This window comes from Methyloversatilis sp. NSM2 (assembly GCF_038066675.1).
GTDB classification, from domain to species: domain Bacteria; phylum Pseudomonadota; class Gammaproteobacteria; order Burkholderiales; family Rhodocyclaceae; genus Methyloversatilis; species Methyloversatilis discipulorum_A.
This window is the reverse complement of the sequence record NZ_JBBUKV010000001.1, coordinates 1,495,671-1,510,641: the sequence shown is the minus strand read 5'-3', so window position 1 is coordinate 1,510,641 and position 14,971 is coordinate 1,495,671. Positions and strand designations below refer to the sequence as shown.

The 14,971-nt window shown below is 66.8% G+C and carries 13 protein-coding genes; 9 read left to right on the top strand and 4 right to left on the bottom strand.

The features are described 5' to 3' along the window. Positions 1-55 precede the first annotated feature (55 nt). From WJU27_RS06915 to WJU27_RS06885, 7 genes are all read left to right on the top strand, one after another. The gene (locus WJU27_RS06915) at positions 56-1,354 is read left to right on the top strand and encodes a formyltransferase (protein WP_341421559.1); all 1,299 of its coding nucleotides are present in this window, start codon (positions 56-58) and stop codon (positions 1,352-1,354) included. After that, positions 1,351-3,021 (top strand): formylmethanofuran dehydrogenase subunit A, encoded by a 1,671-nt coding sequence (locus WJU27_RS06910; protein WP_020164342.1) that lies wholly within the window; start codon positions 1,351-1,353, stop codon positions 3,019-3,021. Before WJU27_RS06915 ends, WJU27_RS06910 begins: the two co-directional genes overlap by 4 nt. Before the next feature lie 4 nt (positions 3,022-3,025). Continuing rightward, the gene (gene fhcD / locus WJU27_RS06905; RefSeq protein WP_296810811.1) at positions 3,026-3,922 is read left to right on the top strand and encodes a formylmethanofuran--tetrahydromethanopterin N-formyltransferase; all 897 of its coding nucleotides are present in this window, start codon (positions 3,026-3,028) and stop codon (positions 3,920-3,922) included. Continuing rightward, positions 3,919-4,734 carry a formylmethanofuran dehydrogenase subunit C gene (locus WJU27_RS06900; protein WP_341421558.1) on the top strand — a complete coding sequence of 272 codons (816 nt, stop codon included), beginning with the start codon at positions 3,919-3,921 and terminating at the stop codon, positions 4,732-4,734. Before fhcD ends, WJU27_RS06900 begins: the two co-directional genes overlap by 4 nt. Beyond that, positions 4,731-5,759 (top strand): DUF6352 family protein, encoded by a 1,029-nt coding sequence (locus tag WJU27_RS06895; protein WP_341421557.1) that lies wholly within the window; start codon positions 4,731-4,733, stop codon positions 5,757-5,759. Before WJU27_RS06900 ends, WJU27_RS06895 begins: the two co-directional genes overlap by 4 nt. Before the next feature lie 87 nt (positions 5,760-5,846). Beyond that, positions 5,847-7,013 (top strand): phosphoserine transaminase, encoded by a 1,167-nt coding sequence (locus tag WJU27_RS06890; protein WP_341421556.1) that lies wholly within the window; start codon positions 5,847-5,849, stop codon positions 7,011-7,013. Beyond that, complete coding sequence (locus WJU27_RS06885) at positions 7,013-7,687, top strand: HAD-IB family phosphatase (protein ID WP_341421630.1); 675 nt, start codon at positions 7,013-7,015, stop codon at positions 7,685-7,687. The genes WJU27_RS06890 and WJU27_RS06885 overlap by 1 nt, the downstream gene beginning before the upstream one ends. 10 nt (positions 7,688-7,697) lie before the next feature. On the opposite strand, the gene WJU27_RS06880 is transcribed toward WJU27_RS06885, so the two are convergent. From WJU27_RS06880 to WJU27_RS06870, 3 genes are read right to left on the bottom strand one after another with little or no spacing between them, the layout of a single operon-like run. Continuing rightward, positions 7,698-8,093, bottom strand: coding sequence for an META domain-containing protein (locus WJU27_RS06880; protein WP_341421555.1), 396 nt, complete (start codon positions 8,091-8,093; stop codon positions 7,698-7,700). 1 nt (position 8,094) lies between these two features. After that, positions 8,095-8,556: a hypothetical protein gene (locus WJU27_RS06875; protein ID WP_304003510.1), complete on the bottom strand. Its 462-nt coding sequence runs from the start codon at positions 8,554-8,556 to the stop codon at positions 8,095-8,097. Between the two features lie 46 nt (positions 8,557-8,602). Then, positions 8,603-9,067, bottom strand: a complete 465-nt coding sequence (locus WJU27_RS06870) for a hypothetical protein (protein WP_341421554.1) — start codon at positions 9,065-9,067, stop codon at positions 8,603-8,605. Positions 9,068-9,240: 173 nt separating this feature from the next. Between WJU27_RS06870 and WJU27_RS06865 the strand changes: the two genes are divergently transcribed. Continuing rightward, a complete protein-coding gene (locus WJU27_RS06865) occupies positions 9,241-9,792 on the top strand; it encodes a DUF6647 family protein (RefSeq protein WP_341421553.1) in 552 nt (183 codons plus the stop codon). 18 nt (positions 9,793-9,810) lie between these two features. Here WJU27_RS06865 and WJU27_RS06860 read toward each other — a convergent pair whose 3' ends face one another. Next, on the bottom strand, positions 9,811-13,746 hold the full coding sequence (locus WJU27_RS06860; RefSeq protein WP_341421552.1) for a DUF3683 domain-containing protein: 3,936 nt from the start codon (positions 13,744-13,746) through the stop codon (positions 9,811-9,813). Between the two features lie 130 nt (positions 13,747-13,876). On the opposite strand from WJU27_RS06860, the gene WJU27_RS06855 reads away from it, so the two are divergent. Then, the gene (locus tag WJU27_RS06855) at positions 13,877-14,944 is read left to right on the top strand and encodes a metal-dependent hydrolase (RefSeq protein ID WP_341421551.1); all 1,068 of its coding nucleotides are present in this window, start codon (positions 13,877-13,879) and stop codon (positions 14,942-14,944) included. Positions 14,945-14,971 lie beyond the last annotated feature (27 nt).

Below are 14,971 nucleotides of genomic sequence, written 5' to 3'. Positions count from 1 at the left end.
CTTGTTGTATCGTTGCGGGCTGCGGGTTCTATCAACCTGATGAAACGGATGACTCATGACGAATGAAGCGACTTCGACCGTCGTCACCGAAGTGGCCTGTCCGCTGTGCGGGCACGCCTGTGACGACCTGAGCGTCGATACCGCGGGCAGCGGCCTGACCGTCGTGGCCAACGGCTGCGACAGGGCGCGCGACGGTTTTTCTCGACTCGGTGGTGTTCCGACGAACGCTTCCGCCCGCATCGACGGTAAGCCGGCGTCGCTGGACGAGGCCTGTGCGGCTGCTGCGCGCATCCTTGCGGGCGCGCAGCAGCCGGTGTTCGGCGGCATGGCGCTGGACCTGAACGGTGCGCGCGGCGCGATGGAACTGGTCGACCTGGCGGGCGGCATCGTCGAACACATCAACAACGAATTCGGCTGGCGCGCGAGTCGCGCCGTGCAGGACGGCGGCGGCATCAACACGACGCTGGCCGAAGTGAAGAACCGCGCCGACCTCATCGTGCTGTTCGGTACCGACGCGGTGTCGCGTCAGCCGCGTTTCTTCGAGCGCACGGTGTGGGTGAAGGAGTCGATGTTCGACTTCGATACAACCAGCCGCCACATCGTCTATCTGGGCGCCGGTCTGAATACCGCGCCGGGCGTGTCGCCGGACGGCCGCCAGCCCGACGTGTTCGAATTCGACAAGAAGCGCATGCCCGAGGCGCTGTCGGTGCTCAATGCGCTGCTGGCGAAGCAGCCGGTGGCCGGTGAGGCGCCGCTGGGCATCGCACTTGCTCGCTGGCAGGCGCTGGCTGACGCATTGCTGGCGGCGAAATACAGCGTGCTGGTGTGGACGGCATCCGCGTTCGACACGCCGCAGGTCGACATGAACGTCGGCGCCATCGCGGCGATCGCCCGCAAGCTCAATGTGACGACGCGCTGCAACGCGCTGCCGCTGGCCGGCAACGACGGCGATTCGACGATGGGTGCGGTGCACCTTTGGCAGACCGGCTTCCCGATGCGCACCAGCTACGCCAGCGGTACGCCGAAGTTCGACCCGCTGCACAACGGCCTTTCGCGCCTGGTCGCCAATGGCGAAACCGACGCGCTGGTGTGGCTGTCCAGTCTGAACGACACGGTTGCACCGCCATCGACCGGCCTGCCTACGGTGGTGATCGCGCCGCCGACGCAGAAGCTCGATGCGGAGCCGCATGTGTTCATTCCGGTGGCCACGCCAGGCATGCACCTGACCGGGCATTTCGTGCGCACCGACAAGGTGGTGTCGCTGCCGTTGCGGGCGCTGAAGAAGTCGTCGCTGCCCGCGGCGGAGCAGGTGACGGCCGCCATCGTGGCCAAGATGAAGGAGGTGGGAGCGTGAGTCTGATCAAACTGACCGGTGGCCGCGTGATTGATCCGGCCAACGGCGTGAACGACCAGGTGCGCGACATCTACGTGCGTGATGGTCGCATCGTCGCCGGACCGAACGAGCACGAGAAGATCACCGCCGAGTACAACATTGCCGGCCGCATCGTCATGTCGGGTGCCATCGACATGCACAGCCACATCGGTGGCGGCAAGGTGAACATCGCGCGCGAAATGCTGCCGGAAGATCACCGCGGCGATCCGCTGGAGCGCACCGAACTGACCCGTTCGAGCTGCGGTCACGCAGCGCCCGGTACGCTTGCGGCCGGTTATCGCTACGCCGAAATGGGCTACACGGCCGCCTTCGAGCCGGCCATCCTGCCGATCAACGCGCGCCAGGCGCACATGGAAATGGGCGATACGCCCATTCTCGATACCGGCGGTTACGCCATGCTGGGCAGCGACGATTTCTTCCTGCGCATGATGGCGGCCAAGGAAGATCAGAAGGCGATCAACGACTACGTCGCCTGGACGCTGAACGCGACCCAGACGGTCGGCATCAAGATCGTGAACCCGGGCGGCATTTCGGCCTTCAAGTTCAACCAGCGCAAGCTCGATCTCGACGAACAGAACGCCTACTACGGCATCACGCCGCGCGAAATCGTCAAGGTGCTGTCGCGCGCGGTCCATGACCTCGGCGTGCCGAAGCCGCTGCACGTGCATGCCAGCAACCTGGGTGTCCCGGGCAACGTCGACACCACGCTGGGCACCATGGACGCGGCCGAAGGCCTGCCCATCCACCTGACGCACATCCAGTTCCACAGCTACGGCACCGAAGGCGACCGCAAGTTTTCCAGTGCCGCGGCGCGCATCGCCGAGGCGATCAACCAGAAGAAGAACGTGACGGCCGACGTCGGCCAGATCCTGTTCGGTCAGACCGTCACCGCGTCGGGCGACAACATGGTGCAGTACCGTAACGCCGACCACGGCTCGCCGAAGAAGTCCGTCATCATGGACATCGAGTGCGACGCTGGCTGCGGTGTCGTGCCCTTCAAGTACAAGGACCAGAATTTCGTCAACGCGCTGCAGTGGGCGATCGGCCTGGAAATCTTCCTGATGGTCGATGACCCGTGGCGCGTGTTCCTGACCACCGACCACCCGAATGGCGCGCCGTTCACGACCTATCCGCACCTGATCAAGCTGCTGATGGACCGCAGCTTCCGCAACGCCATGCTGGACACCATCAACCCGGACGCGCGTGCGATGAGCAATCTGGCCGGCCTCGACCGCGAGTACTCGCTGTACGAGATCGCCATCATGACGCGCGCCGCGCCGGCAAAGCTGATCGGCCTGGCCGACCGCGGCCATCTGGCCCCGGGCGCTGCCGCCGACATCGTCGTCTACAAGGAGGACGCCGATCGCGAGCGCATGTTCGAGAAGCCGGAACTGGTGTTCAAGGACGGCGAACTGGTGGTGCGTGACGGCCGGATCGTCAAGGTGGTGCGTGGCAACACGCACGCGGTGAAGCCGGAATTCGATCGCAGCATCGAGAAGAAGATCGAACCCTACTTCCAGCGCTACCACTCGGTGCGCATGAACAATTTCAAGATCAGCGACGACGAACTGTGCGAGTGCGGCGGTGGCAGCAAGCTGATTGCCCATGCATGCAAGAAGCGGGGTTGAGCAGATGATCATCAATGGTGTAGCGATCGACGACACTTTCGCCGAAGCATTCGGCATGCGGGGCATCCGCCTCATCATCACCGCGTACAACGAAACCTGGGCGCTCAATTCGGCCAACGCGATGACCGGCTTCGCGACCTCGGTCATCGCCTGCGGCGCCGAGGCGGGCATCGAGCGCGTGCTGTCGCCGGCGGAGACGCCGGACGGCCGTCCGGGCGTGTCGGTGCTGGTGTTCGCGGTGTCGAGCAAGGAACTGATCAAGCAGATCGAGCGACGCGTCGGCCAGTGCGTGCTGACCAGCCCGACCAGCGCCATCTTCGCCGGTCTGGATGAAGGCGACCCGGTGCCGCTGGGCAAGACGCTGCGCTATTTCGGCGACGGCTTCCAGACCTCGAAGCAGATCGGCGGCAAGCGCTACTGGCGCGTGCCGGTGATGGACGGCGAATTCCTGGTGCAGGACACCGCGCGCATGGTGAAGGCGGTCGGCGGCGGCAACTTCCTGGTGCTGGCCGACACCCAGGTGCAGGCGCTGGAAGCCTGCGAGGCGGCGATCCGGGAAATGCGCAAGCTGCCGGAAGTGGTGATGCCCTTCCCGGGCGGCGTCGTGCGTTCGGGTTCCAAGGTCGGCTCGAAGTACAAGGCGCTGTCGGCATCGACCAATGACGCCTTCTGCCCGACGCTGCGTGGCGCGACCAAGTCCGAACTGGACGAGCGCATCGGCGCCGTGCTCGAAATCGTCATCGACGGCCTGACTGATGCCTCGGTCAAGAAGGCGATGGAGGTCGGCATGCGTGAAGTCTGCAAGATCGGCGCGGCCGGCGGCATCCGCCGCCTGTCCGCAGGCAACTACGGCGGCAAGCTCGGCCAGTTCCAGTACCACCTGCGGGAGATCCTGTCATGAGCGCGCTGGTATTCACGCTGCGCAACGCACCTGCCCAGCGCGTCGACGCGGGCGCCCTGAACCCAACCGCGTTGGCCGGCCTCTCGGTCGCCGACATCGCGGCGCTCACGCTGCAGATCGGCAAGCGCACGGTACGCGTCGACGAGGTGTTCTCGCTTGAGGGCGACGATACGGCGGACGTCGTGTTCCGTGGCGACTGCGGCAAGTTCGAGCGCATCGGTGCCGGCATGAAGTCGGGCCGGGTGACGGTCGAGGGCCATGCCGGTGCCTATGTCGGTCAGGGCATGCTCGGCGGCACCATCGTCGTCGGCGGCAACGCGGGCGCCTTCTGTGCGACCGGCATGAAGGGCGGTCGCATCGAGGTGGCGGGCGACGTCGCTGAATTTGCCGGCGGCGCGATTCCAGGTGAAATGAAGGGCATGGCCGGTGGTCTGCTGCTGGTCGGCGGCAACGCCGGCGAGCGCCTCGGCGACCGCATGCGCCGCGGCCAGATCCTGGTCAGCGGCAACGCGGGCGACTACTGCGGTGCGCGCATGATCGCCGGCACCATCGCGGTGGCTGGCACGGTCGGCGCCTACCCGGGCTACCTGATGAAGCGCGGCACGCTGATCGTGAACAGCCTGCCGGCGCAGATGCTGCCGGGCATGGTCGATTGCGGTCCGCACCGCCTCGGCTTCCTCAGCCTGCTCTATGCGAGCTGGAAAGGTCTGCCGGGGGCGTTCGGTGCCCTGGATGCCAGTGCCTGCACGGTCCGCCGCTACATGGGCGACATGGGCGTGGTCGGCCGCGGCGAACTGCTGGTCCGCGCTTGACAACGCACCGCTGGTGGCCGGAATCGCTGCATCCGCTGGTCGGGCGCAACGCGGCCGGCCGCCTGCTCGTGACCGAAGCGCTGCTGCGCAGCTGGATGTCGCGCCCCGAACTGGCGCTCGTCGACGACAGCTGCGTCGCCGAACGTGCGCTGGTGGCATCGCTCGACGCCGCGCCTGCGCGCATCGTCGAGCACGGTGAGATCGGGGCCATCGCGGACGAGGACGCGCGCGACAACTGGTTCGCCTACGTCGCCTTCCGCGACCGTGTGCTGGCGCAGCCGGATCTCGAATCGGCCTGGCTGGAGCTGTTCCTCGACGGCCTGTCCGGCATCGCGCCGCTGTTCGTGCCGCAACTCACCGAAATCATCCTGCACGCGCTGCTGGAGGACTGCGACGACCCGCTGATGTGGCGCGCCGCGGAACTGTTCTTCCGCAGTCAGCGCGCGACGCCGCAGTCCGGCCGCGTACTGATGGCGGACGCCGAGGTGCTCGGCGACTACGCCGAAACAGGCGGCTTCGGCAATATCGGCCGCCTCATCCTGCAGGCGGGTGCTGCGCCGCGGGCTGCGAATCTCGAGGTGCTCGATCCGGCCAATGCTGCCGATCTGTACGCGCGGGTGGGGCGTCGCGCCGTGCTGCCGCTGAATGTCGGCCAGCCCGGGCTGGATGCGCTGTGCCGGGTGATGGAGCGCTGGATTGCGCATTTCTACGGCTGCGCGGTCCGCATCGCACCGCAGAAGGACATCCACGACGATCGCTGGGCCTGGCATATCGGCCTCGATCGCGAGGCGATGGACCTGCTGAACACCCTGTACGAAGGCGGCGAACTGGCGCCCGACCGCATGGCACGCATCGTCGCGCTGTTCCGCCTCGATTTCGTCGATCCGCAGGAGATGCGCGCCGAACTGCGCCGCGACGGCGAAGCGCGGCCGGTCTGGATGGCGCTGGCGATGGACGAAGCGGGTCTGGTGCAGATGAAGCCACAGAACCTGCTGCTGAACCTGCCGCTCGCCGCGGCGAACTGAACGGCACAGCCGGCGGCGCGCGCTGCTGCGCCGCAATGCGGCGGCGGCTATACTCGCCCGCTTTCCCTGCATCCCCCGTATTGCGCCATGACCGTCGCCAAGCCCGAAACCCGTCCGGCCCGCCCGTATTTTTCTTCCGGCCCCTGCGTCAAGCGTCCGGGCTGGACGCTGGACGTGCTCAAGGACGCCTTCATCAGCCGTTCGCACCGCGCCAAGGACGGTCTGGCCAAGCTGAAGGAGGTCATCGTCCGCAGCCGCGAGGTGCTCGGCATCCCGGACGACTATCGCATCGCCATCGTGCCGGGTTCCGATACCGGTGCAGTCGAAATGGCGCTGTGGACGCTGCTCGGGGAGCGTGAGGTCGATTGCCTCGCGTGGGAAGCCTTCGGCGCCAACTGGGTGACCGACGTCGGCCCGGTGCTCAAGCTCGCCAACGCACGCCTCGTGGTTGCGCCCTACGGAAGCCTGCCGGATCTGTCGGCGGTGAGCTGGGACCGTGACGTGGTGTTCACCTGGAACGGTACTTCGGGCGGCGTACGCGTGCCGGACGGCGACTGGATCGCCGATGACCGCGCCGGCCTGTCGATCTGCGACGCGACGTCGGCCGCCTTCGCGATGGAACTGCCCTGGCACAAGCTGGATGTGACCACCTGGTCCTGGCAGAAGGTGCTGGGCGGTGAGGCGGCGCACGGCATGATCGTGCTGAGCCCGCGCGCGGTCGAGCGGCTGTACCGCCACACGCCGGCCTGGCCCATCCCGAAGGTGTTCCGCCTGATGAACAAGGGCAAGCTCACCGAAGACCTGTTCGAGGGCAATACCATCAACACGCCGTCCATGCTGTGCGTCGAGGACCAGATCGACGTGCTGCGCTGGGCGCAGGATATTGGCGGTTTGCCTGCCTTGATCGCGCGCAGCAAGGCCAGTTTCGCGGTGCTCGAAAGCTGGGTGGCCAAGACCGGCTGGGTCGACTTCCTGGCCGACCGCGAGGACGTGCGCTCGCACACCTCGGTCTGCCTGAAGATCACCGACCCGTGGTTCGAGGCGCAGTCGCTGGAGGCGCGCTGGGCCATCGTGCAGCGTCTGTGCGCGCTGCTGGAGGCGGAAGACGCGGCCTTCGACATTTCCGCCTACCGCGACGCGCCGCCCGGCCTGCGCATCTGGTGTGGCGCGACCGTGGACACCGCCGACGTTGCGGCGCTGACGCCCTGGCTGGACTGGGGCTACGCCACGGTGAAGCAGGAGATGAGCCGGTGATGCGCGCCATCCTGTTCGACTGCGACAGCACGCTGTCGACGATTGAAGGCATCGACGTGCTGGCCGAACAGGCCGGCGTGGTCGATCAGGTGGTACCGCTGACCAATGCCGCGATGGAAGGCCGCCTCAAGCTGGAAGAGGCCTATGCCGCGCGGCTGGACCTGATCAAGCCCGACGCGTCGACCATCGACGCGGTCGGTCGCCAGTACATCGAGACGCGTGTCGAGGGCGCAGCCGAGACGATCGCCGCACTCGGCGCGCTGGGCTGGCAGGTGCACGTGGTGAGCGGCGGCATCCGCCAGGCGGTGCTGGCCATCGCGCGCTTTCTCGGTGTGCCGGACGAGCGCGTACACGCCGTCGACCTGAGGTTCGACGCGAATGGCCACTACGCCGGCTTCGACCCGGAATCTCCGCTGGCGCGCAGCGGTGGCAAGGCGGAAATCGTGCGCCGGGTTGGCGCCGGTGCCGAGCGCGTGGTGATGGTCGGTGATGGCATCACCGATCTCGAAGCGGCAGAAGCCGGTGCGCTGGTGATCGGTTTCGGCGGCGTCGTGCGCCGCGAAATCGTCGCCAGCCGGGCGCCGCATTTCATCGATCAGGCCGATCTGCGCGAGGTCGTGCGCCTGCTGGCGACGCCGGAAGAACTGGCGCGCGTCGAGTCGCTGCTGCGCTGAGCGGCGTCGGTCAGCGCGTCGCGACGATGCGCCGGCCGTCGCCGGTGACCATGATCAGCGTGCGCGCGTCCGGTCTGTCCTGACGCACCACCTTGTCCATCATTTCGAACAGCCGGTTCTCGATGTCCATCGCCGCGCCGGCGCAGGCCATGCGGGTGGCGGCGATGCGGCCGAAGCGCAGGTCGTGGCCCTGGCGGGCCCAGCTTCCGGTGTAGCGGTTGCAGCCCGCGCGCCCGGCGAGCCGGCCCTCGGGCAGGAATTCGATGTGAGCGTCGACGTCGTCCGGTACTGTCGTCGTGCCGACCTCGCGGATCTGCCAGCGCCCATCCGGCGGTCCGCCGCCGCCGTAGGTGGTGCAGGCCGCAAGCAGCAGAGCGCCCAGCAGCAATGCGAGGCGCGTGCTCATGTCAGAAGCGGGGCAGGGCCTGCCGGTAGAGCGGGCCGAAGCACTGCGTCACGTCGGGGCGGTAGCACACGAGGTGACTGTCCTCGCCCTGGCGGAAGTGCACGAACACCCGGTAGGTTTCGCCCGAGTCGTCGGCGTTCTGCCCGAGACAGTCCTTGCCGCCGGAGTTGTGCCGGATGGTCACGTTCAGTTCGAAAAAGTCGTCGGCGACCGGTACGCTGGAAAACACGTAGCTCACGTCGGTCTGTTCGTTGCCGCTGCTGACACGGCCGGTGCCGTCGCTGCGATATTCGTAGCTCTCGACGCACTGCGACTCGTCGGTCCAGCTCCACAGCCCGACGATCTGTGGTGCGGCGAGCGGGCCGGCCGTTTCGATGCGCGCGGCCTGCGAGGCCGACGCCGCGAGCAGCGCCGCGCCGAGCAGCAGAGAGGTACAGGCCTGCTTGAATCGATGGATGTGCATGACGGCCTCCGCAGAGCACGACATGTTTCGATTGTAGGCCGCTGTGTCAGATTCCGTTTGCTGCCTTGCGGCGCAGCGGACCGAAACAGTGCTTCAGTTCCGGTTCCATGCAGACGATGTGCTGGTCGCCATCGGGGTGGAATTTCAGATAGACGGTGTAGCGCTCGTTGGTGTCGTCGCTGGCGGCGCCGGCGCAGTCGCGCCCGCCGTTGTCCTTGGTGATGGTCGCCTGCAGCCGGTAGAAGCCGTCCTTCAGTGGCACCGGATCGAAGATGTAGGCCATTTCGGCGCGCTCGTCGCCGCTGCTGACGCGGCCGCTGCCGTCGGCGGCGTACTCGTAGGTTTCGCTGCACTGTTGTGGGTCGGTCCAGCTCCAGCTGCCGGCAAGACGCGGCGACGCCGCATTTACGCCGGGCTGGGCGGAATCGGCCGGTACGGCAAATGCACTACTGCCGCAGGCAAACAGGGAAATGGCGATCAGACGGGCGCAGAGGCGCGGTGCATTGGGCATGACGGGCTCCGGACGGACGGCTTGCAGGGATGCGGCAGCCGGCGCATTCTGGCACCGGGCTCGCGTTGGGACACGGGCAGCGTGCCCGAGTTCTGCGCAAACCTGTGCGGAAATATCTGGCGCCTGCGGTGTCGAAGTCCCGACCACATTGCACCGCGCAAGGGAGTGCCGCCATGGCCGACACCGTCCTGCTGTCCTATCTGTTCAGCGCCGCCGCTGCGCTGTCCGGCTACCCCGAACTTCCGCTGTCCGACCTGCCGACGCTGCGCATGATGGCGCCGGCTGCACTGGTCGAGGAAGCCTGTCCGGACGATCCGCGCGAGTGCGACAAGCTGGTTGCGCTGTACGACCACGACCGTGAGCAGATACTTATACGCGCCGATCTCGACCTGCAGGACCCGACCGACAATTCCTTCCTGGTGCACGAGTTCGTGCACGTGCTCGAGGCACGGCAGAAAGGTGCGCTGTACCAGCACGACTGCAATGCGACGTTGCGCTCGGAGCGCGATGCCTACCGCGTGCAGAACCGCTATCTGCAGCAGGAGGGGCGCAGTGAGCGCTTCGGTACGCAGCTGGCGACCGTGGTCTGTGCGCGCGATCAGCGCTCGGCCGGCAACGGCACGATGCGCCTCGAAGTCGCACCCGGTGTGGCGAACGAGGAGCGGGTGCTGGAGAACTTCATGCAGGAGCTGCGCGACGGCGCGGCCGCGGCGCAGCGCCGCTGACCGCGCCCCCGCGACGCTTCAAAGCAGCACGCGCTCGATGCCGCCGGCGTTGGCCTGCTCGACGTAGCGGGCGGCCCAGTCCTCTCCGAGCAGGTGGCGCGCCATCTCGACCACGATGTAGTCGGCCTGGGTGCTGCTGTCGTTGTCGTAGCGCGACAGGCCCTGCAGACAGGACGGGCAGGAGGTCAGTATCTTCACCTCGCCGGCAAAACCGTCGGCGCGCAGCACGTCCGCCCCCTTGCGCATTTCCTCTTCCTTGCGGAAGCGCACCTGGGTCGAAATGTCCGGCCGGCTGACCGCCAGCGTGCCGCTCTCGCCGCAGCAGCGATCATTCAGCGCCACTTTCGTGCCGTCGGCCGTGCCGACCAGCTGATTCACCACCTTCAGCGGCGCGTGCGTCTTCATCGGCGTGTGGCAGGGGTCGTGATACATGTAGCGCACGCCCTGCACGCCTTCGAGCTTGACGCCCTTTTCCATCAGGTACTCGTGGATGTCGAGCAGCCGGCAGCCGGGGAAGATCTTGTCGAATTCGTACTGCTGCAGCTGGTCCATGCAGGTGCCGCAGGACACGATCACCGTCTTGATGTCGAGATAGTTCAGCGTGTTGGCGACACGGTGGAACAGCACGCGGTTCGACGTGCTGATCTGCTGTCCCTTTTCCGCGTTGCCGCCGGCGGTCTGCGGATAGCCGCAGCACAGGTAGCCGGGCGGCAGCACGGTCTGCGCGCCGACGTGGTAGAGCATGGCCTGGGTGGCCAGACCGACCTGCGAGAACAGCCGCTCGGACCCGCAGCCGGGGAAGTAGAACACCGCTTCCTGGTCTTCGGACGCGCGCTTCGGATCGCGGATGACCGGCACGATGGCCGCGTCCTCGATGTCCAGCATCGCGCGCGAGGTGCGCTTCGGCAGGTTGCCCGGCATCGGCTTGTTGATGAAGTGGATCACCTGCGCCTTGATGGTCGGCTTGCCCAGCGTCGGCGGCGGCGCCTTGGTCTGGCGGTCGACCAGGCCGAGTGCCTTGCCCACGCGATGCCCCAGCCGCTGTGCCTTGTAGCCCACGCCCATCATGGCCACGCGCAATGTCTTGATGGTGGCCGGATCGGTCGCGTTCAGGAAGGCCATTGACGCGGCCGTGCCCGGGTTGAACTTGCGCTTGCCCTGCTTGCGCAGTGCATTGCGCATGGCGATCGATACGTCGCCGAAGTCGATGTCCACCGGACAGGGCTTCTCGCAGCGATGGCATACCGTGCAGTGGTCGGCCACGTCGCTGAACTCGTCGAAGTGGCGCAGCGACACGCCGCGTCGCGTCTGTTCCTCGTACAGGAAGGCTTCGATCAGCAGCGAGGTGGCGAGGATCTTGTTGCGCGGCGAGTAGAGCAGGTTGGCGCGCGGTACATGGGTCGAGCACACCGGCTTGCACTTGCCGCAGCGCAGGCAGTCCTTGATCGAGGTCGCGATCTGGCCGATGTCGCTCATTTCCATGATCAGCGACTCGGTGCCGAGCAGCGAGAAGGACGGCGTGTAGGCGCGCGCCAGATCGCCGCCGGGCAGCAGCTTGCCGGCGTTGAAGTGGCCGTCCGGATCGACCCGCTGCTTGTAGGCGATGAAAGGCGCCAGCTCTTCCGGCGTCAGGAATTCGAGCTTGGTGATGCCGATGCCGTGCTCGCCGGAAATGACGCCGCCGAGCGAACGTGCCAGCGCCATGATGCGGGCGACCGCGGCATTGGCTTCCTGCAGCATGCCGTAGTTGTCCGAGTTCACCGGAATGTTGGTATGCACATTGCCGTCGCCAGCGTGCATGTGCAGCGCGACGAACACGCGGCCGCGCAGCACTTCCTTGCGGATGATTTCGACGCGGTCGAGTACCGGGCGATACATCGCACCGTCGAAGATTTCGTCGAGCAGCGGTTTGAGCTCGCGCTTCCACGACACGCGCACCGAATAGTCCTGCAGCCGATGGAAGAGCGTGGGCCGGTCGGCGCGGTTGAGCAGCGGACCCATCTCCACGCCGATCGACATCAGCAGGGGTTCGGCACGTGCCAGCGGCATGTCGAGATTGTCCAGCAGCCACTGCCAGCGACCGCGTACCGCTGCCACCTGCTGCAGCGCCTGGGTGCGGCGGTCACCGATCAGTTCGTCGGCGTCGACATTGGCGTCACCGGCATGCAGCGGCAGTTCGCCGCGCAGGAAGTCGACCAGCGCGTCGCACAGGCGCAGCTTGCTGGCGATCGACAGTTCGATGTTGATGCGTTCGATGCCGTCGCAGTAGTCACCCATGCGCGGCAGCGGGATGACGACGTCCTCGTTGATCTTGAACGCGTTGGTGTGGCGGGCGATGGCGGCGGTGCGGGCGCGGTCCAGCCAGAAGGTCTTGCGCGACTCGGCCGACACGGCGATGAAGCCCTCTGCGCCGCGCTGGTTGCACAGGCGAACGACTTCGGACGCCGCGGCCATGACCGTCGTTTCGTCGTCGCCGACGATGTCACCGATCAGCACCATCTTGGGCCGGCCGTGGCGGCGTGCCTTGGTGGCGTAACCGACCGCGCGTACGTAGCGCTCATCGAGGTGTTCGAGACCCGCCAGCAGCACGCGCGCGTTGCCCGACTTCGGCAGGCCGTCGAGGTAGTCCTTGATCTCGACGATGGCCGGCACCGCCTCGCGCACCTGACCGAAGAATTCGAGACAGACCGTACGGGTGACCGGCGGCAGCTTGTGCAGGATCCAGCGCGCGCTGGTGATCAGTCCATCGCAGCCTTCCTTCTGCACGCCGGGCAGACCGGCAAGGAACTTGTCGGTGACGTCCTTGCCCAGACCTTCCTTGCGGAAGCGGGCGCCCGGCACTTCGAGCAGTTCGGATGCGCCACGCGGCGTGCGGCCGTCGGTTTCGAAGCGCTGGATCGAGAAGCGCACGACGGGCGCGTCGTGGATCTTGCCGAGGTTGTGGTCCAGGCGCGTGATTTCCATCGGCCAGCCGTCGGCGTCGACCATGCGCCAGCTCGCCAGATTGTCGAGCGCGGTGCCCCACAGCACGGCTTTCTTGCCGCCGGCGTTGGTGGCGATGTTGCCGCCGACACAGGAGGCATCGGCCGAGGTCGGGTCGCAGGCGAACACCAGGCCGGCATTCTCGGCTGCGTCCATGACGCGGCGGGTGACCACGCCGGCGCCTGTGCGTATCGTTGCGTACGGTTCGGACAGACCGGGCAGCACCATGGGCTCGACGGTGCCGAGATCGATCAGCTTTTCGGTGTTGATGACGGCCGATTTTGCCGACAGCGGCACCGCGGAACCGGTGTAGCCGGTGCCGCCGCCGCGCGGCACGATGGTGAGGCCGAGTTCGATGCAGCCGCGCACCAGCGGCGCGATCTCGTCCTCGGTGTCCGGGTAGAGCACGACCAGCGGATATTCGACACGCCAGTCGGTGGCATCGGTCACGTGCGACACGCGGGCCAGACCGTCAAAGGCGATATTTGCGTCGCGCGTGTGACGGCCGAGCACCTTGCGGATGCGGCTGCGCAGACGACGCGTTTCACCGAAATGCGCGGCGAAGGCCTCGACCGCGCTGCGGGCTGCCGCCAGCAGTTCGCCCACCTTGCGGTCGCGTTCCTGCGAGGCGGCGTCGCTGCCGGGCTGGCGACGCTGTTCGATCTCCCGCAGTCGATGGTGCATCGCACCGACCAGCGCGTCCTGGCGCTTCGGGTTGTCGAGCAGATCGTCTTCGAGATAGGGATTGCGCTGAACGACCCAGATGTCGCCCAGCACTTCGTAGAGCATGCGTGCCGAACGGCCGGTCATGCGCTCGTCGCGCAGGCTGGACAGCGTGTCCCACATGCGTGCGCCCAGCAACCGGATGACGATTTCGCGGTCGGAGAGCGAGGTGTAGTTGTACGGGATTTCGCGCAGTCGGGTAGGGTCGCGCGAAGCTTGCAAATCGATGAGCGCGGTAGCGGATTCCATCAACAAGCCATGAAGCGAATCGGAGCGGCATTATACGCCTGCTTCTTGTGCACTGCGCCACAATCGGCGCGAAGTGCGCCGGGGTGTTGTCCTTGCGACGCATCCGACCTGTCCTGAACGGAAGAATCGATTGGATACCCTGACTCACGCACTGTCTGGCGCGCTGCTCGGCCGCTTCATGGCACGCGCGCCGGCCGACGAACGCCAGCCCAAGGTCTGGCAGACGGTGCTTGCGGGCGGTCTGGCCGCCACCTTTCCCGACCTCGACTTCGTGCTCGGCTACGTGTCCGAGCTCACCTATCTGCGCGGCCACAGAGGTGTCACGCACTCCCTCATCCTGCTGCCTTTGTGGGCGCTGCTGCTGACCTGGCTGATGCCGCGTCTGCTGCGCGCGCGCAGTGTCGGCTGGCAGCGCTTCTACGCAGTGGCGTGCGCGGGCATTGCGATCCACATCCTGGGCGACCTGATCACGCAGTTCGGCACCATGATCCTGGCGCCTTTCTCCGATCGCCGCTTCGGCTGGGGCACCACCTTCATCATCGATCTGCCGCTGACTGGGCTGCTGATTGCCGGCCTCACGGCGAGTGCGCTGTGGCGGCGCAGCCGGCTGCCGGCCGCGCTCGGGCTAATGGCTGTCTGCACGTGGGTCGGCGTGGGCGCGGTCGGCAAGTCGGAAGCCATCGAGGCCGCGCGGCGTCATGCGGTGGAGCAGGGCATCGCCTTCGTCTCGATCGACGCGATTCCGCGGCCGGCTTCGCCTTTCAACTGGACCGCCGTGATCGACGACGGCGAGCGATACCACATCGCGCACATCAACACGCGGCGTACCGAAGTGCTGGAGGCGAGACCCGACGACAACCTGATTCGCCGTTTTTCCGCCCACTACCGGCCGGTCGCGCTGGCGCAGTGGGAAGTACGCGAACGCTTCGGCAATGGCGGATACGACGGTGTGCGCGATCAGGTGCGCGCGGTCTGGTCGGCGCCGGATTTCGCCTTCTTCCGCTGGTTCGCGATGTTTCCGGTACTCGACAGCGTGGGCAGTGCGGGCGGCGGCGGGTGCGTCAGCTTCCGCGACCTGCGCTTCGAAACGCCCGGCCGCGACAGCCTGCCCTTCCGCTACGGCCTGTGCGACAACGGCGGCGGATGGGCGCTGGTCGAGCGGACGATGGCGGGCTGGCGGGCCTTGAGCGGTCGCTGACAGAAAAAAAGCCGGACCGGCAGTCCG

Excerpts from the sequence above, each read along its gene's own strand:
- WJU27_RS06915 (WP_341421559.1), top strand. The coding sequence starts at position 56 with ATGACGAATGAAGCGACTTCGACCGTCGTCACCGAAGTGGCCTGTCCG.
- fhcD (WP_296810811.1), top strand. The coding sequence starts at position 3,026 with ATGATCATCAATGGTGTAGCGATCGACGACACTTTCGCCGAAGCATTC.
- WJU27_RS06900 (WP_341421558.1), top strand. The coding sequence starts at position 3,919 with ATGAGCGCGCTGGTATTCACGCTGCGCAACGCACCTGCCCAGCGCGTC.
- WJU27_RS06890 (WP_341421556.1), top strand. The coding sequence starts at position 5,847 with ATGACCGTCGCCAAGCCCGAAACCCGTCCGGCCCGCCCGTATTTTTCT.
- WJU27_RS06885 (WP_341421630.1), top strand. The coding sequence starts at position 7,013 with ATGCGCGCCATCCTGTTCGACTGCGACAGCACGCTGTCGACGATTGAA.
- WJU27_RS06880 (WP_341421555.1), bottom strand. The coding sequence starts at position 8,093 with ATGAGCACGCGCCTCGCATTGCTGCTGGGCGCTCTGCTGCTTGCGGCC.
- WJU27_RS06875 (WP_304003510.1), bottom strand. The coding sequence starts at position 8,556 with ATGCACATCCATCGATTCAAGCAGGCCTGTACCTCTCTGCTGCTCGGC.
- WJU27_RS06870 (WP_341421554.1), bottom strand. The coding sequence starts at position 9,067 with ATGCCCAATGCACCGCGCCTCTGCGCCCGTCTGATCGCCATTTCCCTG.
- WJU27_RS06865 (WP_341421553.1), top strand. The coding sequence starts at position 9,241 with ATGGCCGACACCGTCCTGCTGTCCTATCTGTTCAGCGCCGCCGCTGCG.
- WJU27_RS06860 (WP_341421552.1), bottom strand. The coding sequence starts at position 13,746 with ATGGAATCCGCTACCGCGCTCATCGATTTGCAAGCTTCGCGCGACCCT.